The sequence below is a fragment of the Erythrobacter sp. CCH5-A1 genome, from assembly GCF_001557115.1.
In the GTDB taxonomy this organism is placed as follows: domain Bacteria; phylum Pseudomonadota; class Alphaproteobacteria; order Sphingomonadales; family Sphingomonadaceae; genus Erythrobacter.
In genome coordinates, this window is sequence record NZ_LSKQ01000267.1 from 72519 (window position 1) to 96094 (window position 23576).

General features: G+C 68.1%; 19 protein-coding genes. 15 read left to right on the top strand and 4 right to left on the bottom strand.

The features are described from left to right. Positions 1-82 precede the first annotated feature (82 nt). The 10 genes from AX708_RS16530 (at position 83) to AX708_RS16575 (ending at position 10866) form a co-directional block, all read left to right on the top strand. Positions 83-706, top strand: coding sequence for an NADH-quinone oxidoreductase subunit J (locus AX708_RS16530; protein ID WP_066527637.1), 624 nt, complete (start codon positions 83-85; stop codon positions 704-706). Beyond that, positions 703-1008 (top strand): NADH-quinone oxidoreductase subunit NuoK, encoded by a 306-nt coding sequence (gene nuoK / locus AX708_RS16535; protein ID WP_066527581.1) that lies wholly within the window; start codon positions 703-705, stop codon positions 1006-1008. The genes AX708_RS16530 and nuoK overlap by 4 nt, the downstream gene beginning before the upstream one ends. Positions 1009-1010: 2 nt before the next feature. Beyond that, on the top strand, positions 1011-2207 hold the full coding sequence (locus AX708_RS16540) for a hypothetical protein (RefSeq protein ID WP_066527584.1): 1197 nt from the start codon (positions 1011-1013) through the stop codon (positions 2205-2207). An 85-nt stretch (positions 2208-2292) separates the two neighbouring features. Then, positions 2293-4302 carry an NADH-quinone oxidoreductase subunit L gene (gene nuoL / locus AX708_RS16545; protein ID WP_066527585.1) on the top strand — a complete coding sequence of 670 codons (2010 nt, stop codon included), beginning with the start codon at positions 2293-2295 and terminating at the stop codon, positions 4300-4302. Between the two features lie 14 nt (positions 4303-4316). Further along, complete coding sequence (locus AX708_RS16550; protein ID WP_066527587.1) at positions 4317-5906, top strand: NADH-quinone oxidoreductase subunit M; 1590 nt, start codon at positions 4317-4319, stop codon at positions 5904-5906. Then, the gene (nuoN, locus tag AX708_RS16555; RefSeq protein WP_067490452.1) at positions 5906-7387 is read left to right on the top strand and encodes an NADH-quinone oxidoreductase subunit NuoN; all 1482 of its coding nucleotides are present in this window, start codon (positions 5906-5908) and stop codon (positions 7385-7387) included. Before AX708_RS16550 ends, nuoN begins: the two co-directional genes overlap by 1 nt. Next, positions 7384-8094 carry a biotin--[acetyl-CoA-carboxylase] ligase gene (locus tag AX708_RS16560; protein WP_066527596.1) on the top strand — a complete coding sequence of 237 codons (711 nt, stop codon included), beginning with the start codon at positions 7384-7386 and terminating at the stop codon, positions 8092-8094. The genes nuoN and AX708_RS16560 overlap by 4 nt, the downstream gene beginning before the upstream one ends. A 17-nt stretch (positions 8095-8111) precedes the next feature. After that, positions 8112-8906, top strand: coding sequence for a type III pantothenate kinase (locus AX708_RS16565; RefSeq protein WP_066527598.1), 795 nt, complete (start codon positions 8112-8114; stop codon positions 8904-8906). Between the two features lie 92 nt (positions 8907-8998). Then, a complete protein-coding gene (locus AX708_RS16570; RefSeq protein WP_066527639.1) occupies positions 8999-10585 on the top strand; it encodes a ribonuclease J in 1587 nt (528 codons plus the stop codon). Further along, positions 10585-10866, top strand: a complete 282-nt coding sequence (locus AX708_RS16575; RefSeq protein WP_066527600.1) for a DUF1467 family protein — start codon at positions 10585-10587, stop codon at positions 10864-10866. The genes AX708_RS16570 and AX708_RS16575 overlap by 1 nt, the downstream gene beginning before the upstream one ends. On the opposite strand, the gene AX708_RS16580 is transcribed toward AX708_RS16575, so the two are convergent. Further along, the gene (locus tag AX708_RS16580) at positions 10863-13415 is read right to left on the bottom strand and encodes an ATPase (protein ID WP_066527601.1); all 2553 of its coding nucleotides are present in this window, start codon (positions 13413-13415) and stop codon (positions 10863-10865) included. The genes AX708_RS16575 and AX708_RS16580 overlap by 4 nt on opposite strands. Positions 13416-13483: 68 nt before the next feature. Between AX708_RS16580 and AX708_RS16585 the strand changes: the two genes are divergently transcribed. The 4 genes from AX708_RS16585 (at position 13484) to AX708_RS16600 (ending at position 17514) form a co-directional block, all read left to right on the top strand. Next, a complete protein-coding gene (locus tag AX708_RS16585) occupies positions 13484-13810 on the top strand; it encodes a hypothetical protein (RefSeq protein ID WP_066527604.1) in 327 nt (108 codons plus the stop codon). 119 nt (positions 13811-13929) lie between these two features. Continuing rightward, positions 13930-15129 (top strand): hypothetical protein, encoded by a 1200-nt coding sequence (locus AX708_RS16590; RefSeq protein WP_066527610.1) that lies wholly within the window; start codon positions 13930-13932, stop codon positions 15127-15129. Positions 15130-15172: 43 nt separating this feature from the next. Beyond that, on the top strand, positions 15173-16108 hold the full coding sequence (locus tag AX708_RS16595) for a hypothetical protein (RefSeq protein ID WP_066527612.1): 936 nt from the start codon (positions 15173-15175) through the stop codon (positions 16106-16108). Continuing rightward, complete coding sequence (locus AX708_RS16600) at positions 16108-17514, top strand: sensor histidine kinase KdpD (RefSeq protein ID WP_066527613.1); 1407 nt, start codon at positions 16108-16110, stop codon at positions 17512-17514. The genes AX708_RS16595 and AX708_RS16600 overlap by 1 nt, the downstream gene beginning before the upstream one ends. A gap of 72 nt (positions 17515-17586) precedes the next feature. Here the strand turns inward: AX708_RS16600 and AX708_RS16605 are convergent, their stop codons facing one another. After that, positions 17587-18873, bottom strand: a complete 1287-nt coding sequence (locus AX708_RS16605) for a citrate synthase (RefSeq protein ID WP_066527615.1) — start codon at positions 18871-18873, stop codon at positions 17587-17589. Between the two features lie 64 nt (positions 18874-18937). Continuing rightward, on the bottom strand, positions 18938-20362 hold the full coding sequence (gltX, locus tag AX708_RS16610) for a glutamate--tRNA ligase (RefSeq protein ID WP_066527622.1): 1425 nt from the start codon (positions 20360-20362) through the stop codon (positions 18938-18940). A gap of 162 nt (positions 20363-20524) precedes the next feature. Here gltX and AX708_RS16615 point away from each other — a divergent pair, with 162 nt between their 5' ends. Beyond that, positions 20525-22726, top strand: a complete 2202-nt coding sequence (locus AX708_RS16615) for a ComEC/Rec2 family competence protein (protein ID WP_197425982.1) — start codon at positions 20525-20527, stop codon at positions 22724-22726. Here AX708_RS16615 and lexA read toward each other — a convergent pair. After that, entirely contained in the window at positions 22720-23406 is a 687-nt protein-coding gene (gene lexA / locus AX708_RS16620) for a transcriptional repressor LexA (RefSeq protein ID WP_066527632.1), read from the bottom strand. The genes AX708_RS16615 and lexA overlap by 7 nt on opposite strands. Positions 23407-23576 lie beyond the last annotated feature (170 nt).

Sequence of the window (23576 nt, forward strand, 5' to 3'; positions counted from 1 at the left end):
GGGATCAAATGCCGCTTTCTGCACCCCGCGCGCCACTTTGTTATAGTGGGCCGGGGGGACGGATCGGCGGAGACGCATCATGCTGATACAGGCCATCGCCTTCTACTTCTTCGCGTTCATCGTGGTCGCCAGTGCGCTTATGGTCGTGCTGGCGCGGAACCCCGTGCACTCGGTGCTGTGGCTGATCCTCGCCTTCTTCAACGCGGCGGGCCTGATGGTGCTGCTCGGCGCCGAGTTCATCGCGATGCTGCTGGTGATCGTCTATGTCGGTGCCGTGGCCGTGCTGTTCCTGTTCGTGGTCATGATGCTCGACATCGATTTCGCCGCGATGCGCGCAGGCTTTTCCCGCAACGCGCCGCTGGGGCTGACGATTGCCGCGGTTCTGCTCGTCGAACTGGTGCTGGCCGTGTTGGGCTATCATGCAGGCGGGGTGACGCTGGGTACGCCCGATGGCACCGCGGTGCAGGCTGCTGACACGAGCAACATCGAGGCGCTCGGAGCGCTGCTCTATGGCCGCTACATCATCCTCTTCGAGATCGCCGGGATCATCCTGCTGGTCGCGATGATCGGCGCGATCGTGCTGACCTTCCAGCCGCCCAAGCCGGGTGCCCGCGCGCGGCAGGACGTGGGCAAGCAGATCCGCCGCCGTCCGGAAGAGGCCACCGTCATGAAGAGCCCCGAAGTGGGCCAGGGGATCGAGCTGTGATCGGGATCGAACATTACCTTGTCGTGGGCGCGATCCTGTTCGTACTCGGCGTCTTGGGGATATTCCTCAACCGCAAGAACGTGATCGTCATCCTGATGGCGGTGGAGCTGATCCTGCTCGCGGTGAACCTTAACCTCGTCGCCTTCAGTGCATTCCTGCAGGACCTGACGGGTCAGGTTTTTGCGATGCTGGTGCTGACCGTCGCGGCGGCCGAGGCTGCGATCGGCCTTGCGATCCTGGTGATCTATTTCCGCACCCGCGGCTCGATCGCGGTCGACGATATCAACCGGATGAAGGGCTGAGGGTGCTCGGCGCGGCTCTCCTTACGCGTGCGGTCCTGCCGGTCTCGGCAGCGATCGTTCTGGCCAGCTGCGATGACGCGGCCGGCGAGCGCGCGGGTGCGAGCCTTTCCGGGGCGCAGGCCGTTGATCCCTTCGCCGCGCAGCCCGACTTCTTCCCCCTCGGCGTGTACTTCCAGTCGCCCCGCCTCGCGCCGGAATGGGCGAAGCTCGGCATCAATATGATCGCGCCTGCGAACGGCGCCCTGACGCGGGACACCCTCGCCAGGATGGATTCGCTCGGCATGGTCGTGGGGGGGCGGATCAGCGATTTCGTCAACTTCGCGGGCAGCCGGGAGACGGTTCCCTTCATGGTCGCGGAAGACGAGCCCGACAATGCCCAGGCGAAGGAGGACGGCTCATTCGGGCCGTGCCTCAGCCCCGAGGAGCTCGCCGCGGAGAGTTCGCGGCTGCGCGCGCGGTCCTCTGGCATGCCGGTGCTGCGCAATTTCGGTCGCGGCGTCGTCGAGCCCCACTGGGTCGGTCGCGGAGCATGCGCCGGCAGGACGGACGATTACTACCCGGCGGCAATCGCGTCTGCCGACATTGTCTCGTTCGATCATTACCCCGTGCTCGAGGGCACGGGTCTCGAGCGGGTCGCACAGGGTGCGCGCAATCTGCGCGCCTACATCGCCAAGGCCGGCGGTGGTCAAGCGCAGTGGGGCGTCATCGAAGTGTCCGCGATCAAGGGCGGGCGCGCGCCAACCCCGGCCGAGGTGCGCAGCATGGCCTGGATGCAGATCATCAACGGCGCGAAAGGCCTGATCTTCTTCCCCTGGCACGTTGGCGAGGACGGCGAGCGAATCCGTGAGGACGCGCTGTTCGCCGATCCTGCGGCCGTTGCCGGGCTGAAGGCGCTCACCGCCGAGATCACCGCCCTCTCGCCCGTGCTCAAGGCCGGAGCCGACATTCGCGCGCGGGTGGAGAGTTCGCAGCCCCATTCCGCCATCGCGCGCCGGTACCGCGGCGACGCCTATGTGTTCATCGTGAACGAGAGCTCGCAGGCTGCCGACGTCGCAGTCTCGCTCGACGGCATCGAACGCGCCGCGCGGCCCGAAGCGCTGGGCAGCGCCCGGCAGCCGCAACTCTCCGGATCGCGGCTGCTGGACCGGCTCGAGCCTTACGAGCCCAAGATTTATCGCATGACTGGGATAGGAACGTGATGACACCCCGGGATCTTCTGACGTCGGCGGATTGCCCCGTGCCGCGCGCATGCTCTGGCGGCCGAGCTGCTGAAAGCGTGCGGCCGTGAACACCATCCTCGTCATCGTTTTCGCGCCGCTGGTCGCTGCCCTGATTGCGGGGCTCGGCAACCGCATGATCGGCAACGTCGCCGCCAAGAGCGTGACCACCGCCGGGCTGTTCCTTGCGGCGGGCCTCAGCTGGCCGATCTTCCTCGGCTTCCTCTCGGGCACCGCGAGCGCCGAAGTGGTGCCGGTGCTGAAGTGGGTGCAGTCCGGTAGCCTGACCTTCGACTGGGCGCTGCGGGTCGATACCATGACCGCGATCATGCTGGTCGTGATCAACTCGGTCTCGGCGCTCGTGCACCTCTATTCGTGGGGGTACATGGAGGAAGACCCGGACCAGCCGCGCTTCTTCGCCTATCTATCGCTGTTCACCTTCGCGATGCTGATGCTGGTGACGGCGGACAACCTCGTACAGATGTTCTTCGGATGGGAAGGGGTGGGGCTTGCCTCCTACCTGCTGATCGGGTTCTGGTTCCGGAAACCTTCGGCGGGCGCGGCGGCGATCAAGGCCTTCGTGGTCAACCGCGTCGGCGACCTGGGCTTCATGCTCGGCATCTTCGGCACCTATCTGGTGTTCCAGACCACCTCGATCCCCGAGATCCTCGCGGCGGCTCCGGCCATGAGCGGATCGACGATCACATTCGTCGGCATGCGCCTCTACACGATGGACATCCTGTGCATCCTCCTGTTCATCGGCGCGATGGGCAAGAGCGCGCAGCTGGGCCTTCACACCTGGCTGCCTGACGCGATGGAGGGCCCGACCCCGGTCTCCGCGCTGATCCACGCCGCGACCATGGTGACCGCGGGCGTGTTCATGGTGTGCCGCCTTTCGCCGATGTTCGAGACCGCGCCGACCGCGCTCACCATCGTCACCATCGTCGGCGCGGCGACCTGCTTCTTCGCCGCCACGATCGGCACGACCCAGTGGGACATCAAGCGGGTGATCGCCTATTCCACCTGCTCGCAGCTGGGCTACATGTTCTTTGCCGCTGGCGTCGGGGCCTACGGGGCGGCGATGTTCCACCTCTTTACCCACGCCTTCTTCAAGGCACTGCTGTTCCTTGGCGCAGGCTCGGTGATCCACGCGATGCACCACGAGCAGGACATGCGCTACTATGGTGGCCTCAGAAAGCACATCCCGCTCACCTTCTGGGCGATGATGGCGGGCACGCTGGCGATCACCGGCGTGGGTATCCTCGGCGTGTTCGGCTTCGCGGGCTTCTACTCGAAGGATGCGATCCTCGAGGCGGCCTATGCGCGCCACAACGGGGCGGGGCAGTTCGCCTTCTGGGCGGGCGCGATCGCTGCGCTGCTGACGAGCTTCTACTCGTGGCGCCTGATGTTCCTCACCTTCTGGGGCAAGCCGCGGTGGGAGCAGTCGGAGCACATCCAGCACGCGGTCCACGACGATCACGGGCATGGCCACGATGACCATCACCACGCCCCGAGCGATGGCACGGCGGGCTATCACCCGCATGAAAGCCCGGCCTCGATGCTGATCCCGCTCGGCATCCTCAGCCTCGGCGCGGTCTTCGCGGGCTTCGTGTTCCACCACCAGTTCATCGACGGCGCGAGCTTCTGGAACGGGTCGATCTTCTACAACGAGGACCTGATCCACGCGATGCACGGCGTGCCGCTGTGGGTGAAGCTGACCGCGACCGCGGTAATGGTGGTCGGCCTCGTAGGCGCGTATGTCGCCTACATTGCCAAGCCCGATATCCCGGCCAGGTTCGTGAGCGCCTTCGGGGCCCTCCACAACTTCGTCTACCGCAAGTGGTACTTCGACGAGCTCTATGACGCCCTGTTCGTGAAGCCCGCCTTCGCTTTCGGCCGCGCCTTCTGGCAACTCGGCGATATCGGCACGATCGACCGCCTCGGCCCCAACGGCATCGCTGCTGTGGTCCAGCGCAGCGCGCTCGCCGCCAAGTCGATCCAGTCGGGCTACGTCTACACCTATGCGCTGATCATGCTCCTCGGGCTGGTCGCCGCTGTCACCTACGTTTTGCTTTAGGAGCGCGCTTCGTAATGGAAGGCCTTCCCATCCTGTCGATCATGATGCTCGTGCCGCTGGCTGGCGCGGCGCTGTGCCTGTTCGCGGGCGCCAATGCCGCCCGCTGGATCGCGCTCGGGGCGACGCTTGTCACCTTGGTGCTCGGCATCCTCCTGTGGGCCAATTACGACATCGGCGGTGCCCAGTGGCAGTTCACCGAGGAGGCAAAGCTCTTCGCCGGGTTCGAATACAAGCTTGGGATCGACGGCATCGCGCTGATGCTGATCATGCTCAGCGTCTTCCTGATGCCGGTCTGCATCCTCGCGAGCTGGGACTCGGTCACCAAGCGCGTCGGCGAATACATGGCGGCCTTCCTGTTCATGGAAGTGCTGATGATCGGCACCTTCGCGGCGCAGGACCTGTTCCTGTTCTACGTCTTCTTCGAGGCGGGCCTCATCCCGATGTATCTCATCATCGGCGTGTGGGGCGGGGACAATCGCATCTACGCGAGCTACAAGTTCTTCCTCTACACGCTGCTCGGCTCGGTGCTGATGCTGATCGCGATGTTCTGGATGGTGGCCGAGGCGGGCACCTCGGACATCCCGACCCTGATGGAATACGGCTTTCCGAAGGGGGCGCAGACCTGGCTGTGGCTTGCCTTCTTCGCGAGCTTCGCCGTGAAGGTCCCGATGTGGCCGCTCCACACCTGGCTGCCCGACGCGCACGTGCAGGCGCCGACCGCGGGCTCGGTGATCCTCGCGGGCGTGCTGCTGAAGCTCGGCGGCTATGGCTTCATCCGCTTCAGCCTGCCGATGTTCCCCGAGGCTAGCGCGCAGTTCGCTTGGCTGGTCTTCGCCCTGTCGATGGTTGCGGTGGTCTACACCTCGCTGGTCGCGCTGGTGCAGGCCGACATGAAGAAGCTGATCGCCTATTCGTCCGTGGCGCACATGGCGATCGTCACTGCGGGGCTGTTCGCCTTCAACGTGCAGGGGCTCGAGGGGGCGATGATCGTCATGCTCAGTCACGGCCTCGTCTCGGGCGCGCTGTTCCTGTGTGTGGGCGTGATCTACGACCGCCTCCACACCCGCGAGATCGCCCGTTACGGCGGCCTTGCGATCAACATGCCGTACTATGCGCTGTTCTTCCTGCTGTTCACCATGGCGAGCATCGGCCTGCCGGGCACCAGCGGCTTCGTGGGTGAGTTCCTGTCGCTGGCAGGCGTCTATCAGGCGTCGAGCACTGTGGCGTTGATCTGCACCACGGGGATCATCCTCGGCGCGGCCTACATGCTCTACCTCTATCGCCGCGTGGCCTTCGGCGGGCAGGCCAACGAAGACGCCGCCGCCATGCCCGACATTTCGGCGCGCGAGTGGGTGATGATGGCGCCCATCGCCGCCGCGGTGCTGTGGATGGGGGTTTATCCCGAGAGCTTCCTCGCCCCGATGCGCAAAGACATCGCCACGCTCGACGCCCGCCTCGCCGCCGCCGCACCTGCGAGCGACGCGCGCCTCGCCCCTGGCACCCCGCGCACTGCCGCCGCCAATGCGCTGGAGCATCATGGCGCGGGTGAGGGCGCCGGGCATGAGGGCATGAAACACGAAGGCGCCAAGGAGGGCGCGCACTGATGGATTTCGCCGCTTCTTTCGCGCTCGTCCTGCCAGAACTGGTGCTGACCGGCACGGGGCTCGCCTTGCTGCTGGTCGCCGCATGGGGCGGGGACAAGGCTGCGCGCATGGTCGCTATCGCCGCAGCGGCCGCGCTGTTCGCGGCGGGGCTGCTAATCGTTCCCGGCCTCCACTTCGGCACCGACGGTCCTGCGACGCTGGCCTTCGGCGGCCTGCTCAAGGTCGATAGCTATGCGCTCTTCGCTAAGGCGCTGATCTACCTTTCCGCGATTGCCGCGCTGATCATCGCGCCGCCCTTCTTCGCGGGACTCGCTGCCGGAACCGAGCGGGGGATGCGGGCCGAATATCCGGTGCTGGTGCTGTTCGCGAGCGTCGGCATGAGCCTGATGGTCTCGGCGAACGACTTCATGAGCCTTTACCTCGGGCTCGAGCTGAACAGCCTTTCGGCCTACGTCCTCGCCGCGATCTTGCGCCGTGACACGCGTTCGGGTGAGGCGGGACTCAAGTATTTCGTCCTCGGCGCGCTGGCGAGCGGCATCCTGCTCTACGGCATGAGCCTGCTCTACGGCTTCACCGGCGGCACCTCGTTCGAGGCGGTGCGCGCTGGCCTGACCGGCGAAATGGGCACCGGCGCGCTGTTCGGGGTGATCTTCGTGCTCTCGGGGCTGGCCTTCAAGATCAGCGCCGTGCCGTTCCACATGTGGACGCCGGACGTTTACGAAGGCGCGCCCACGCCCGTCACCGCCTTCTTCGCCACTGCCCCCAAGGTCGCCGCCGTTGGCCTCACCGCGCGCGTGGTGTTCGAGGTGTTCGGCGGTCAGGTTGCCGCGTGGCAGCAGATCGTGATGTTTATGGCGCTCGCGTCGATTGTCTTCGGCGCGCTCGGAGCGATCGGTCAGGAGAACCTTAAGCGCCTGCTCGCCTATTCCTCGATCAACAATATCGGCTTCATCCTGCTGGGCCTTGCGGTTGCCAATGTCGATGGCGCGAGCGCGATGCTGGTCTACCTCTTCATCTACGTCGCCATGAGCATCGGCTGCTTCGTCGCGCTGCTGATGTTGCGCGACGAGGAGGGCAACCTCTACGAGACCTTCACCGACATCCGGGGCCTCTCGGTCACCCGCCCGGCCATCGCCTGGGCGCTTTTGATCTTCATGTTCAGCCTCGCCGGCATCCCGCCGCTGCTAGGCTTCTATGCCAAGTTCGTGGTGTTCCAGGCGACCATCGAGGCAGGGCTCGTGGCCTTCGGCGCTATCGCCATCGCGGCGAGCGTGATCGGGGCGTTCTACTACATCAAGTTCGTCAAGGTGATGTTCTTCGACGAACCGGTCGGGGTCGTCACCGGCAAGAGCGAGGCGAGCCACTGGATGCTGCTGTTCCTCACCGCAACGATCATCTCGCCGCTGGGCTACCTGCTGACGCCCTCGCTGAGCGCGCTGGCGGGCAAGGCGGCGACCGCGCTGTTCATCGTTTCGGTTTGATCACCTTCGTCGAAGCGACCGGCTCGACCAACGCCGACCTTGCCGCCGCACTGCGCAGCGGGGAGGGCTGGGCGGAAGGTGCGTGGCTGGTCGCCCGCCGTCAGAGTGCCGGGCGCGGGCGGCAGGGGCGCGAATGGTTCGACGGGGCGGGCAATTTCATGGGCTCGACCGTCGTGGTGCTTGGCGAAGGCGGGCCGCCGCCTGCTTCGCTGAGCTTCGTCGCCGCGCTGGCGGTGCGCGATGCCTGCGCCGCCGCCTTGGGAGACACCGGAGCGTTCGGCCTCAAGTGGCCCAATGACGTGCTGCTGAATGGCGGCAAGCTTTCCGGCATCCTGCTCGAAATGGTGCGCGGGCACATCATCGTCGGCATCGGGGTGAACCTCGCCCGCGCGCCGCAGGTGGAGGGCCGCAGGACCGCCGCTCTGGCCGACGTGGCGCCACCGCCGCCGCTCGAGGATTTCGCCGCCAGCCTCGCCGCGGCCTTCGATCGCAGGCTGGAAGCGTGGCGCACCTATGGCCTCGGCGCGACGCTACACGCCTTCCTTAACCAGTCGATCCATGCCCAGGGCGCGCCGCTCACCGTCCACGACACCGATGGATCGGTGCTCTCGGGCACCTTCGCAGGGCTCGAGGAATCCGACGGCGCCTTGCGCCTGCGCTTGGCGGATGGCCGCGAACGTGTCATTCGCGCTGGCGATATTTCTTGAGCCAAGGATCCAGACCCATGCTGCTCGCCGCCGATGTCGGGAACACCAATGTCGTCTTCGCGCTGTTCGACCTGAACGCTGACGGCACCCACACCACCCGCGCGCGCTGGCGGATCGCCACCGATCCACGCCGCACGGGGGACGAATATGCGGTGTGGCTGCTCCAGCTCCTGAAGATCGAGGGCGTCGAGCGTGACGCGATCACGCAGATCATTGTCGCCTCGGTGGTGCCCCGCGCGGACCACAACCTCACCGTATTGTGCGAGAAGTATTTCGGCATCACGCCCCTGTTTGCCGGACAGGGCACCGCGCGCTGGCGGTTCGAGATCGATGTCGATCAGCCGTCCTCGCTGGGCGCCGACCGCGCGCTCAACATCCTTGCGGCGCACCACAAGTATGGCGGCGACCTGATCATCGTCGACTTCGGCACGGCGACCAAGTTCGAGGCGGTCGATTACACCGGCGCCTACAAGGGCGGCTCGATCGCGCCGGGGATCAACCTCAGCCTGGATGCGCTGGTCGGCAAGACCGCCAAGCTCCCGCGCATCGCCATCCGCGCGCCCGGAAGCCGCAGCGTCATCGGCCGCAACACCGAAGACCAGATGCTGATCGGAGTCTTCTGGGGCTATGTCGCGATGATGGAAGGCATGGTCGCCAAGATGAAGAGTGAAATCGGCCGCCCCGCCAAGGTTGTCGCCACGGGCGGGCTCGCCATATTGTTCGACGACGCGACCGACATCTTCGACCACGTCGACGCCGACCTCACCCTCGATGGCCTCGCCATCCTCGCCCGCCAGGCCGAAACCGCCTGAGCGCGCGCAACATAAGAGACATTGTGAAGAACGATTACACCCCCGAAGACGAATTGCTGTTCCTGGCCCTCGGCGGATCGGGCGAGATCGGCATGAACGTCAATCTCTACGGCTGCCAGGGCAAGTGGATCATGGTCGATCTCGGCATGACCTTCTCGGGCACCGAATATCCCGGGGTCGAGCTGGTCTTCGCCGATCTCGATTTCATCGAGGAGCGGCGCAAGGACCTGCTCGGCATCGTCCTCACGCACGCGCATGAGGATCACATCGGCGCGGTGCCCTATTTCGCCGGCGACCTCGGCGTCCCGCTTTTTGCGACGCCCTTCACCGCAGACCTTGTGGCGCGGAAACTCGAAGAGGCGGGGCTGCTGGGGCAGGTCGAACTCAATATTATCGAGGAAGACCACGGCCAGATCGAACTCGGCCCCTTCACCATCACCTACCTGCCGCTTGCGCATTCCATCGCCGAGGGCAATGCGCTGCTGATCGACACCCCGCACGGGCGCATCTTCCACACCGGCGACTGGAAGCTCGACGATGACCCGATCATCGGCGAGCCCACCACCGAGGAAGAACTGCGCGAAATCGGCGCTGAAGGCGTGCTGGCGCTGGTGTGCGATTCGACCAATGTGTTCAATCCCAACCCCTCGGGCAGCGAGGGCGCGGTGCACAAGGCGCTGATGGAGGAGGTCGCGCGCCACACAGGCAAGCGCGTGGTCGTGACCACCTTTGCGAGCAATGTCGCACGGCTGCAAACCTTGGGCGAGGTCGCGCGCGAGACCGGGCGCCAGATCTGTGTCGCGGGTCGTTCGCTCGACCGGATCATCGAAGTGGCGCAGGACAACGGCTATCTTCAGGACTTCCCCACGCCGGTCGATTTCGACACTGCGATGGGTCTGCCGCGCGGGCAAATCCTGATCCTCGCCACCGGCGGGCAGGGCGAGCCGCGCGCGGCGCTGGGCCGGATGGCCGACATGAACCACCCGATCGAGCTCACCGCAGGCGACGTCGTGCTGTTCTCCTCGCGCCAGATCCCGGGCAACGAGATCCCCATTGGCAAGATCCAGAACCAGCTCGCCGCACGCGGCATCCAGATGGTGACCGACCGGCAGGCGCTGATCCACGTCTCGGGCCACCCCGGGCGGCCGGAACTGGAGGCGCTCTATTCGTGGCTCAAGCCAGAGATCCTCGTCCCCGTCCACGGCGAGATCCGCCACATGGCCGAACAGGCCCGTGTCGGGAAGGCCAGCGGCATCCCGCATAACGTGGTGCAGAAGAACGGCGACCTCGTCCGCCTCGCGCCGGGCAAGCCGGGCAAACTCGCCGAGGTGCGCGCCGGGCGTCTGGTGCTCGATGGCGACATCATCGCCCCCGCCGATGGCGATGCCATCACCATGCGCCGCCGCATCGCGGGCGAGGGCGTGCTGGTGGTGGTTCTGGCCCGCGGGAGCCGCCCGGTGATCGAGGCCATCGGCCTGCCGCTTGACGAGGACCTGCCCGAATTCCTCGCCGAGGCGGCCGAGGATGTGCTCAAGGCGATCGGCCGGCTCAAGGGCCGCGATGCGAAGGACGAAGCCGCCATCCGCGAGGCCGCGCGCCTCGCCGCCCGCCGTGCCGCGCAGCGCTGGTCGGGCAAGAAGCCGCAGGTGCGCGTGGTGATGCCGGGGGCCGCTGCCTGATGCAGATCACCTCGATCCTTGCGATCTACTTCCTTTTCTGGGTGATGAGCGCCTTCATCATGCTCCCCTTCGGCGTGCGCACCGCCGACGAGGCGGGGGTCGAGAAGGTGCCCGGGCAGGCCGACAGTGCGCCGGTCAATTTCCGGCCGGGCAGGCTGGCGCTGCGCGCGACGGTGGTCGCCGCGGTGCTGACCGCGCTGTTCATCGCCAACTTCACTTATGGCTGGATCACGGCGGCGGACATCGACTTTCTGCCCAAGCCGCCCGCTTCGGCGGGTTAAGTCCGGAAGCGCTCGATCGCCTGGGCAAGCGCGACGTAGAGCTTGCCCATGTCCGAGCCCAGCATCGTCACGCTCAGCACATGCCCGTCACGGGTCGAGAGCGTCTGGCGCAGCAGCGCCTCGAAATCGTGGATGTAGCGGCTGACGTTGAGCTTGAAGGCCTCGTCGGCGGAGTAGAGCGCGGCGATCTCCTTGGCCGCGCCCGCATCGAGCAACTTCACCGCACGGCGGGTAAAGATCCCGCGGTCGCCCTTGAGATAGGCGTCCCACGCCGTGTCCGCGACTTCGCTCGACAGAGCGCCGGCAATGTCGATCGCGGCCGAGTTGAGGCTGTCGGTGATCAGCGCCATGCGCCGCGCGAAGTCGTTGCCGACCTGCTCCTCGGCCAGCTCGCGCGCGCGCGTGACGCGCTGTTCGAGATTGCCGGTGAGTTCGTTGACCTTGACCAGCTGGTCGCGCAGCTGGATCGCCGCCTCGCGCCCGACGCCCGAGGCATGGGCGGCGGACTGCTCGAGCGCCCCGATGGTCGCCGCGGTCTCGTTGCGCAGCGCCCGTTCGAGCGCCTCGACCGCCTCGCTGCCCAGCCTGCCCGCCAGCGCCAGCATCCGCTCGCGCGCGCCCGTGTCGAGCGTGGCGAAGGCGCCGGTGATCGCGGTTTCGAGCGCGGCGAGGTTCTCGCGCAAGGCGTCCTGCGTCTCCTGCACCAGCGCCCCGCTTTCCGCGGCAAGCCGGGCAAAGCCGCCGCGCAGGCCCTGCAGGCGGGCGAGCACGTCCTCGGTCTCCTCGGCAAGGCGCGACTTGAAGCCGGCGATGGCGACTTCGGCGGCGTCGATGCCGTCGCGGGTCTGGAGCAGGTAATCCGACAAGTCGCTGCCCGCCTGGGTCGAACGCAGCATCAGCGCGGCGACCTTGTCGGCGCGCGTCTCGACAGTCTCGAGCGCGGAATTGGCCCCGCCGATCGCGCCGATGAGGTCCTCGCGGCAGGTACGCGCGCCCGATTGCAGGATCTCGAGCAGCCGCACCGAGCTGTCGGTGAGCTGCGCCATCTGGGCATCGGTCGCGGCGAGCGCGGCCCGCTTTTCATCGAGTTGCCGGGCCAGACCTTCAAGCGCGTCGGTGAGATTGGTCCTCGCGGTTTCACCGGCCGCTCCCGCTTCGCCGACGGCGCGGGTGAGCTCGGCGACGCGTTCGGTCATGGCCTCGCCCTGAGCGACGAGTTTCTCGATTTCCGCCAGTTGCGCATCGCGCCGCTGTGCGAGCGCATCGTCGAGGGCGGCAAGGCGCTGGGCGAGCACTTCGCCGGCCTGCGTCTCGCGCGTTTCGAAGGCGGCCTGACGCTGCTCGATCTGCTCGTCGAAGCTGCGGTTGCGGGCTTCGAGGTGGTCGTCGAACCGCATGGCCTCGTCGCGCAGCTGGACGATGCGCTGGGCGGCAGCCGCGCTTGTCGTGCGGTCAAGCTCGTCGACGAGGCGCAGCTTCTCGAGCATCGCGTCGTGAAGGGCCTTGATCGTCTCGGAAAAGCGCGCTGCGGCCCCTTCGGTCGCCTCGCGCAGGCGCTCCGCGGTGCTTTCGGCCTCGCTGGCAGCGGTCCCCGCACGCTCGCGCAGCGCGGCCATCGCTTCTTCCTCGAGCGCGCCGACCGCCGCCCGGTAACCTTCGGCTTCGGACTGGAGCGCGGCAAAGCGCTGCGCGACGAGTGCTTCGATCCGCACCAGCTGGGCCTCGAACCCTGACAGCGTCGTGCCGACATTCTCGCCGAGCCGTGCGACCTGTTCCTCGCTCTCGGCGCCGACCGCGGTGAGCCGTTCGAAGCCGCTCGTCAGGCGCGCCAGCCGGTCCTCGGCCTCGCGCCCGGCGCTGCCGATCTGATTGGTCACATCGCGGGCGGCATTGGCGATCACCGGCAGATCGTCACGCAGCCGGTTCATGTTGCCGAGCGCAGTTTCGCTGGTGGCCGCGATGGTTTCGACCTCGGCGCCGTTGTTCCTGATGAGCGCCTGCAATTCGCCCGCGTGGGTCGACAGGCGTTCGGCGGCGATCCGTCCGAGGGCTTCCAGATCGCGGGATTCGGCAGCGAGGAATTCGCGCGCGAGGCTGAGCTCGCGGTTGACCACCTTGAGCTTGGCCTCGAGCGCTGCGCTCTCGCGGTTCATCGCGGCCGCCGTCGCGGCAAAGCGCTGCGCTTCAGCGTGGGAGGAGCGCATCGCCAGCAGGTAGAGCACACCGACCAATGCGACCGGCACGGCCCACATCACGATCCACTGCGCCCACTGCGCGGGCGCCGCACCGGCCTCGATCGCGGCTAGGTTCGCCCAGACGAAGAAACCGCTCCATCCGGCCACCGCCAGCACCGCCAGATACGGAGCCGTCTTGGCGAGAAGCGAGGGGCGGGGCGTGCCGAAAGCGTCCTCGGGCTCGGCTTCGTCGACCCAGGTGTCCGACAATTCAAGTGGTTCCCCGCTGTCATCGGTCTCGGGAAGCGTCGTCTCGCCCGTGCTTTCGCCGCCACTCTTGCGCCCCAAGGCGCGCATCTGATGCCGTCCTGCCATGCCCCTTCATACCACAGCCCGACTCGGGATAAACCCCGCTTTAACCAATCCGGATTATTCCTGCGGTCATGGCATTCAATCACGGAGCTCTCGATGCGACCCTCGCGGCCGCGGCCGGCGATGATGCCGCGCTGCTGCGCGAGCTGCGCAGCGCCTTTCTCGACAGTGCGGCCAAGCAGCTCGATCTGCTGAAGCGCGCGCGCTGCGATGGCAACTGGCACGTCGCGGCGATGCGGCTCAAGGGCCTTGCCGCCAGCTTCCACGCCGAGGACCTGCTCCAGGCCGCCGAGATCGCGCTCCATGCCGCCCCCGGCGAGCCGATGGCGATCCGCGAGGTGGAGGCGGTGATCGCCCGCTTCGCGCGCAGCCGCACCCCCGATCCCAACCGTATCTGAGCGCCCCCGCGCTGCGCCGCCCCGCACTTGGGGGCAACGCCCGCCGCCGCGCTTGAACCGCCGCGCCGAACCGGCCAAGCCTCCTTGCCGGAGCAACGGCAAGCGGAGGAGCAAGCCCAATGCGCATCGGCCTCATCGCCGCGCTGCGCCACAGCGAGGACGGCGCTCTGCGTGCCGCGCTCCCGCTTGCCGGGCGCAGTGTGGTCGCGTGGCAGGCGGCGCTGCTCCAGACGCTCGGGTGCGAGCGGGTGCTGTGTCTGGCCGAAACGCCAGGAGGGACGGTGCTCGATCTGCAGCACATGCTCGAAGGGCGGGGCGTTCAGTTCCACGCGCTGCGCGGACTGGCGGCGATCCCCGCGCTGGTGCGGGCGGAAGACGATCTCGTGATCCTTGCCGACGGGCTGGTGCCCGACCCGGCGGTCGTGCGCGCGCTCACGGGCGGGGGAGGCAGCGACCTCCAGCGCATGGTGGCCACCATTCCCGCCGATCACCCGCTGGCCGCGGCGCACCCGGAGGATTTCGAGCGCATCGATGCGCAGCGCCACTGGGGCGGGGTGCTGGTGATGCGCGGCGCGCCGGCGCAGCGCCTCGCCGATTTCCCCGCCGATGCCGACGCGGTCTCGCTGCTGCTGCGCCTAGCGCTCCAGTCGGGCACCCCGACCCGCGAGCTCGCTGCGCGCGAGCTGGTGCCCGAAACCTGGCTGTTGGCCGATAGCGCTGCCGCCACACAGCGGCACGAGAACGCGCTGGTAGCGGCGGCCGCGCCGCCCGCGGATTGGCGCGCACCGGCGCGCGCGCTCGCTTCGGCAGCGGTGCGGGCACTGGTGCCACGCGGGCTCGAGCAGGGACCGGTGATTGCCGGAACAGCGGCGCTGGTGCTGTTGCTCGGCGGCGTGCTGGCCGCAGCGCTCGGCTTTGCCGCGATCGGCCTCGCGCTTGCGGGGCTGGGCCTGTTCGCTGTCGAGGTTGCGCAAGCCTTCACCCTGCTCGCGGCACGCCTGCGCCGCGAGGCGAGGGGAGGGCGCGCGGGCAGGGTGCTGACAGGCGCCTGCGACCTGCTCGCGGGCGTGACCTTGTGGTTTGCGCTTGCACCCTGTCCCGACAGGGAGCCGCTCGCGGTGCTCGGCCCCGTGGCCTATGCGCTGGCACGGCTTGCGGCGCGCGGGCGCGACACGACGCTGGCCGCAGCCGCCTCGGATCGTGCGGGCCTGCTCCTTTTTCTCGCGCTTGCCGCCGGCCTCGGCCTGCTCGCACCATTGCTGGCCTGTCTCGCCTTGGGGCTATGTGCAGCTTTGCTGCTGCGCGGACCCGAGGAATGATCTAACCCGTCCTTAACTATAGCGGCGCTATGCCCGAAGGACGATGCGCGAAGACACGATGGACCTTGCCGCCGACGATGCTGTCGAGGCGATCCTGCGCGGCGGGCTCGCGCGCGAGGCCCGCGCGCTGACGGCGGTCGTCCCTGTTCTGCGTCACTTGCTGGGTTCGGAGGCGCAGAGCCTTGTCAGCGAGGCGATCCTTGCGCGAGTGCGCGGCATGATCCTCGATATCGCGGCCCAATTGCTCGCTGCGCAGGCCGGGCGCGATCCCGCCGTTCGCCCGCCCGGCGGCGACGCTGCCGCGCTCGATGCCCTTGCCGAAAACCTGAGGGGCGATGAGGCGCTGCTCGCCCACTGCCATGCCCTCGCAACCGAGGGGCTGGTGGCCGACCGCCTCCAGCAGCGCCACGGGATCGATCCCGTGCTGAGCCCGCTGCTTCAGGAACTCATCGCCGCCGAAGACCCCGCCGTCGCTTCGCTGGCGATGACGACGCTCGCCGCGCAGTCGCGCTTCGTCCAGAGCCAGCGGCGGATGGAACTGCCGCTCGGCGAACTGCCGGCGGAACTGTTCCATGCCCTGCTGGCCCGGGCCCGAACCGGCGCGCCGGACAGCACCGGGCTGGCGGAGTTGCAGGCGGGGTATGACGAGGCAACCTCGCGGCTCGGTCTTCTGGCGCGGCTTGTGGCTGCGATGCGCCGCGGCGCGGTGGCCGCGCTTGCGCTCGACCATGCGGGCCTGGCGCTGTTCGCCTCGGCACTCGCGAACGAAACCCGCGTCCCGCGCGCCGATACAGTGCTGGCCTGTCACGAGGGGCAAGGCCTGCGGCTCGCGCTGCTGCTGCGCGCCTCGGGCCTTGGCGCGCCCGCGATCGAGCGCCAGGTGGTGCTGGCCGAGCCTGCCGCGCTGCTCCCCGCCGCGCTCGCCGCGCTGACCCCGGCGCGCGCCGCCGCGCTGCTTGCTGCCGACCGGCCGCTGTGATGAACATGCCCGGTCGCACCGATACCCTCGTTGGCGCCTACGGCCTGACCGATGCGCAGGGCCGGCTACTGAGCGCCGATGCGCCGCTCGCGGACCTGCAGGAGCGCTGCGGGGGCGATCTGCCCGGGATCCTTGCGATCCCCGAACTGCTCGCGCTGGTGCGGCAGGCCCGCGCGCTGGGCCTCAGGATCGCGCGCAGCTTTTCCGCTTTCGACGGCGATGCGGAGGTTTCGGGCTTCGCGCGCATCCATCCTCTCGCGCAGGACGAGGGGGGCGGCTGCGAGGTGCTGGTCGAGAACTGGCAGCGCAGCCCGCTGACCCCGCCCTCCGCGCGCGAATTCGCCGAGCGGATCGATGCGATCGACCGCGCTACGGCCGAGGTCAGCGCCCGGCTCGATGCGCGCCAGCGGCTGCAAGTGCTCAGTGCTCGCGCGCACGATGCCGCCGGGCTCGAGGCAGCGGCGATGGCCGCGCCCGGGACGGTGTGGAGCGATCTGGTCGAACTCACCGACATCACCCATCACCAGCCGCTGCACTGGCGGCTGCTCGACGGCGCAGCGTGCCGCTTCGCGGGCTCGGCGCGCAGCTGGCGGGTGCGTCTGATCCCGCTTGGCGCGGATGTGCAGAGCCCCTCGGGCTTCGAGCTGCTGCTGATCGCCGAGGAGCCGCTCGCCGACACCGCTCCCGAAGGCGAAGCCGAGGGCCCCCTAGAAACCTCGCCCACCCGGCTCGTCGGCACCGCGCTTACCCCGGTGCTGCGCCAGCCGGTCGCGCGGATCATCGCCAATGCCGAGACCATGCGCGCGCGCCTTGCGGGACCGTTGCGCGACGAATACAGCGAATATGCCGGCACTATCGCCAGCGCCGGGCAGCACCTTGCCGCCATGCTCGATGACCTTGCCGATCTCGAAGTGGTCGAGACCCCGGGCTTTGCCACCATCAAGGAGCCGGTCGATCTTGCCGACGCGGCCCAGCGCGCTGCGGGCATTCTCGGCGTGCGGGCGCACAACCGCGATACGCAACTGGTGGTCGAGGGCGAGCTTGGGACGGCGATCGCCTCTGCCGAGTTCCGGCGGGTGCTGCAGATCCTTATCAACCTCGTGGGCAATGCCATCGCCTATGCGCCCGCATCGAGCACGGTGACGATCAGCGCCTTCGCCTCCGGAGACAGCACGGTTGCCATCAGCGTGGCCGACGAGGGGCCGGGCGTCTCCCCCGAGCAGGCGGAACGCATCTTCGACAAGTTCGAACGCCTCGGGCGCGACAGCGACGGGGGGCGCGACAGCGGTTCGGGCCTGGGCCTCTATATTTCGCGCCGTCTCGCCGCAGCGATGGAAGGCACGCTCACGGTCGGGAGCGCGCCGGGCGGGGGCGCCTTGTTCACGCTGGAACTGCCCGCCGCCTGACGCCGAGAAAAGCGAAGGCCGCCGGTTCCGAGGGGAACCGGCGGCCTTGCCGTGTCCAATGCGTGCTGGCGCTCAGCGCTTGTCGAGCGGCACGTAATCGCGCTGCGTCGGGCCGGTGTAGAGCTGCCGCGGGCGACCGATCTTCTGGCCGGGGTCCGAGATCATCTCGTTCCACTGCGCCACCCAGCCCACGGTGCGCGCGAGGGCAAAGAGCGCGGTGAACATTGTGGTCGGGAAGCCGATCGCCGATAGGATGATGCCCGAATAGAAATCGACATTCGGGAACAGCTTCTTCTCGATGAAGTAGGGATCGTTCAGCGCGATCTCTTCGAGCTGCAGCGCGGTCTCGAACAGCGGGTCGGTGACCTTGAGGCTCTCGAACACCTCGCGCACGGTCTTCTGCATCACCGTCGCGCGCGGGTCGTAGTTCTTGTAGACGCGGTGGCCGAAGCCCATCAGGCGGAACGGATCGTTCTTGTCCTTGGCGCGCTCGATATAGTGCGGGATGCGATCGGGCGTGCCGATCTCGCGCAGCATGTTGAGCGCGGCCTCGTTCGCGCCGCCATGCGCCGGGCCCCACAGGCAGGCAATGCCCGCCGCGATGCAGGCGAACGGGTTCGCGCCCGAGGAACCGGCGAGCCGCACGGTCGAGGTCGAGGCGTTCTGCTCGTGGTCGGCATGGAGGATGAAGATGCGGTCCAGCGCGCGCTCGACCACCGGGTTCACCACATAGGGCTCGGCCGGCACGCCGAAGGTCATGCGCAGGAAGTTGCCGGTGTAGGAGAGCGAGTTGTCCGGATAGACGAAGGGCTGGCCGACCGAATACTTGTAGGCCATCGCCGCGATCGTCGGCATCTTGGCGATCAGCCGGTGCGAGGCGATCATGCGCTGCTGCGGATCGGAGATGTCGGTGCTGTCGTGATAGAACGCCGACAGCGCGCCGACCACGCCGCACATCACCGCCATCGGGTGCGCGTCACGGCGGAAGCCGCGGTAGAAGGTCATCAGCTGCTCGTGCAGCATGGTGTGGCGGGTGATGGTGTAGGTGAAATCGTCGAGCGTCTGCTTGCTCGGCAGTTCGCCGTTGAGGAGCAGGTAGCTGACTTCCATGAAGCTCGAATCCTCGGCCAGCTGGCCGATCGGATAGCCGCGGTGGAGCAGCACGCCCTCGTCGCCGTCGATATAGGTGAGCGCGCTCTCGCAGCTCGCGGTCGAGGTGAATCCCGGGTCGAAGGTGAAGGCGCCTGTCTGCGCATAGAGCTTGCGGATATCGATCACGTCGGGGCCGGTGCTGCCCGCGAGCACGGGATATTCGTGCGTCTGGCCGCCGATTTCGAGTTTCGCCGTCTTGTCTGCCAAGATCTGTCTCCTGTCCAAAATTTCAATTCCGGCCCCCGCCGGTCGCCCTGTTTCAGGCCGAGTGTCAGGCGGCCTGCGCGTCGAGCCGGGCCAGCGCCTCGTCTCGGCCGAGCAGGACCAGAACATCGAAAATTCCCGGTGACGTGGTCGTCCCGGTCAGCGCCGCGCGCATCGGCTGCGCCAGCTTGCCAAGGCCCAACCCTTCCGCCTCGGCGAGCGCCTTGGTAGTGGCTTCGAGTGCCTCGCTTGTCCAGTCGTTTTCGGCCCTGAGGGCCTCGTAAATCTTTCGCAGAATCGCCCGCGCATCGCCCTCGAGCAGGCTGGCGGCCTTCTCGGTCATTTCAAGCGGCCGCTTTGCGAAGAGGAAGTCAGCGCCTTCAACTACTTCATTGAGGTTCTTCGCACGCACCTTGAGCACCGGCATGGCGCGCTCGAGGAGGTCCGCATCGGCATGCTCGCCGATCCGCGCGGCGACCAGCGCAGCCAGGCGCGCGTCATCCGCCTCGCGCAGATAATGGCCGTTCAGGTTTTCGAGTTTCTTCATGTCGAAACGCGAGGGGCTCTTGCCGACGCCGGCCAGATCGAACAATTCGATCGCCTCTTCGCGGGTGATCTCCTCGCGGTCCCCGTGACCCCAGCCGAGCCGCAGCAGGTAGTTGAACAGCGCCTCGGGCAGGATCCCGAACTCGTCGCGATAGGCCTCGACGCCCAGCGCGCCGTGGCGCTTCGACAGCTTCGCCCCATCGCTGCCGTGGATTAGCGGGATGTGGGCATAGACCGGATCGGGCCAATTGCCCTCGATGGCGTTCATCGCGCGGATGATCGGCAACTGGCGGAAGGCATTGTTCAGGTGATCGTCACCGCGGATGACGTGGGTCACACCCATGTCGTGATCGTCGACCACCACCGCGAGCATATAGGTCGGCGTGCCGTCGGCGCGCAGGATGATGTAGTCGTCGAGCTCCTCGTTCCTGACCGTCACCGGGCCCTGAACGCGGTCGCGGATCGTCACCTCGCCGTCCTCGGGGGTCTTGAGGCGGATGACGAAGGGCGCGCCTTCGGGCGCTTCCGAGGGATCGCGGTCGCGCCAGCGCCCGTCATAGCGCAGCGGCTTCTTCTGGGCGCGCTGCTCCTCGCGCATCGCCTCGAGCTCTTCGGGGGTGGCGAAGCACTTGTAGGCATGGCCCGCTTTCAGCAGCTGCCACGCGACCTCGGCATGGCGCTCGGCACGGTCGGACTGGAACAGCGGGGGGGCGTCATAGTCGAGGCCCATCCACGCGAGCCCCTCGATGATCGCGTCGATCGCCTCCTGCGTGGAGCGCTTGCGGTCGGTATCCTCGATCCTGAGCAGCGTGCGGCCGCCGTGGTGGCGGGCATAGAGCCAGTTGAACAGCGCCGTGCGCGCGCCGCCGATATGCAGGAAGCCGGTCGGCGAGGGCGCGAAGCGGGTGACGACCTCGCCTGCGGGAGTGCTGCTTTCGCTTGCCATGGGCTTTCAATTCCTGTTCACTTCGAACGGCTTGGACGGGAACCGGCCGGCTGTGGGGGCATGCCGATGCGCGATGTGCCGATCATTCCGATGGGGGGGGATCCGGGCGGACCGGACGCCGCCCCCGATCCGCGTCCGCGCCCTTGGCAAAGTGCGCGCGGCTTGTCCAGCATCCGCGGGGGCGGGGCAGGTCTTGCCGATGCAGCCGAGCGCTTCCTCGCCGAAGCCGGGTTCGAGCGCGCGCCGTGGCTCGCGGTGGTCTTTGCGGGTGGCATCATCACCTGGTTCGCGCTCCCACACCCATGGCAATGGCTGGCGGTGATGGCCGGCGGCGCGGGCACGGCGCTCGCCGCGCTGGCGCTCTGGCCGCCGGGCAGCGCGGCGGACGAGACCCGCGCGAACTTGAGGCTGGCAGTGGTGGTCTGTTCGCTGGTCTTCGCCTTCGGAATCGGCACGGTATGGGCGCGCTCCGCGATCGTCGGCGCCGTTCCGATCGCGCGCCCGGCGGTGGTGCTGATCGAGGGGCGAGTGCTGGAGCGCGAGGACCAGCCCGCCGAAGAGCGCCTGCGCCTCACGCTGGCGATGCGCGATGCGGAAGCCGGGCGGGCGCTCAAGGTGCGGGTGAACGTGCCGCTGGCGGCGCTCGGCAAGGGTGGGCCGCCCGCGGGGCTGGCCGAGGGCGCGGTCGTGCGGCTGCGCGCGCGGCTGATGCCGCCCGCCTCGCCGATGCTGCCGGGGAGCTACGATTTCGCCCGCGCGGCGTGGTTCCAGGGGCTTTCGGCGACGGGCACGCTGGTGGGCGGGCTCACGCTGGTCACCCCCGCGCCCGAGGGCGAGGGGCTGGCGCGCTGGCAGCGGGCGCTCTCCGCCCATGTTCGCGCGGCCGTCCCGGGATCGCCGGGCGCGATCGCGGCGGCCTTTGCCAGCGGTGACCGCGGCGGGATTGCCGAGGCCGACGAGGTGGCGATGCGCGACTCCGGCCTCACTCACCTGCTCTCGATCAGCGGGCTGCATGTGAGCGCGGTGATCGCAGCGGCCTATTTCGCGGTGCTGCGCCTGCTCGCGCTGTGGCCTGCGCTCGCCTTGCGGGTGCGGCTGCCGATCGTGGCGGCGGCGGCGGGCGCACTGATGGGGATCGCCTACACCCTGCTGACCGGGGCCGAGGTGCCCACCGTGCGCAGCTGCGTCGCCGCGCTGCTGGTGCTCGGCGCGCTGGTGCTGGGGCGCGAGGCGCTGTCCTTGCGGATGGTGGCGGTTGCGGCAGGCTTTGTTCTGCTGCTTTGGCCAGAGAGCGCGATCGGGCCGAGTTTCCAGATGAGCTTCGCCGCGGTACTCGCGATCGTTGCCCTGTCGAACAGCGCGCCCGTGACGGCCTTCCTCGCTCACCGCGAGGAGCCGTGGTGGATGCACTCCGGGCGGCGGGTGGTGATGCTGTTCGCGACCGGCGTTGTCATCGAGCTGGCGCTGATGCCGATCGTGCTGTTCCACTTTCACCGTGCCGGCATGTATGGGGCGCTCGCCAATGTGGTGGCGATCCCGTTGGTGACCTTCGTGGCGATGCCGCTGATAGCGCTGGCGCTGGTGTTCGACCTCGTGGGCGCAGGCTGGCCGTTCTGGTGGCTCGTCGAGCGCGCGCTGGCGCTGCTGCTGGGGATCGCGCATCTCACCGCCGGTCAGGCCGGCGCGGTGCGGTTGATGCCGCAGATCAGCGGGTTTGCGGTCGCGCTGTTCGCGAGCGGCGGCCTGTGGCTTGCGCTGTGGCGCGGGAGGGCGCGGCTTGCAGGGCTTGTGCCGGTCGCCGCGGCGAGCGTGATGGTAGCGCTGACTCCGGTTCCCGACATCCTCGTGGCGGGCGACGGGCAGCAGGTCGGGATCACCGTGCGCGTGGCCGAGGGTACGCTGCGGCTCGTCTCCCTACGCGACAGCCGCTCGTCCTACACCCGCGACAACCTGATGGAGCTCGCCGGGGTCGGTGCCGATCCCGTTCCGATCGCCGACTGGCCCGATGCGCGCTGCACCTCGGCCTTCTGCACCCTCACCATCGCGCGGGGCAAGCGCGACTGGGTGCTGCTCCTCGGCCGCGGACGGGCCCAGGTGGAGGAGCGCGCGCTTGCCGCGGCCTGCGCCGAGGCCGACATCGTCGTCGCCGAACGCTTCTTGCCCCGATCGTGCCGCCCGCGCTGGCTCAAGGCCGATCGGCGGTTCCTCGAGCGATCGGGCGGCATAGCCATAAACCTCGCCGCCGAGCGGATCACCACCGTCGCCGAGGGGCAGGGCGAGCATGGCTGGTGGCGGGAGCCGGAACCGCGGGCGAGGCCGGTGCGCCCCGTCGCCCCGGCTCCGGCCAGAGCCACACCTCAGTGATAGCGGCGCAGCAGCCCGGCCAGCTTGCCCTGCACCTCGACCTCGTCCGGGCGGTAGAACTGCGGATCATAGGTCGCGTTGGCCGGGTCGAGCCGCACCTGCCCGTTCTCGCGACGCAGATACTTGAGCGTCGCTTCCTCGCCGCGCACCAGCGCGACCACGATCTCCCCGTCACGGGCGGTGTTGGTGCGGCGGACCAGCGCGAAATCGCCGTCGAAGATGCCGGCCTCGATCATCGAGTCGCCCGAAACCTCGAGCGCGTAATGCTCGCCCGGGCCGAGCAGCGCGGCCGGGACCGGCAAGGTCGACTGGCCTTCCAATGCCTCGATCGGGGCACCGGCCGCGATCCGGCCGTGCAGCGGCAGCTCGATCACATCATTGGCCGGTTCGGCAATGCGCGTCGCCGGGGCGGGCATGGCCACCACGTTGTCACCCGCGGGCGCAGCCGCGCGGGCAGGGGTGGTATCGCCCGGTTCGCGGATCACCTCGAGCGCCCGCGCCCGGTTGGGCAGGCGGCGCAGAAAGCCGCGCTCTTCCAGCGCGGAGATGAGCCGGTGCACGCCCGACTTGCTCTTCAAATCGAGCGCTTCCTTCATCTCCTCGAAACTTGGAGAGATGCCGGTTTCCTCCAGACGCTTCTGGATGAACTGGATGAGCTCGTGCTGTTTGGCAGTCAGCATTGGTCAATTCTCCTGTGGTCGCACTCACGCCGCGCCCGGTCAGGGCGAAGCGTGCCAATCCCTTGCGTGCGCCAAGAGGCACCTGCCTGTTCGCATCAGGCCCCGGTGCGTAGTCTGCACTTGCCGTTCCGCCATTAAGGTGAACGAACAAGGAACAATTAGGCAACCCG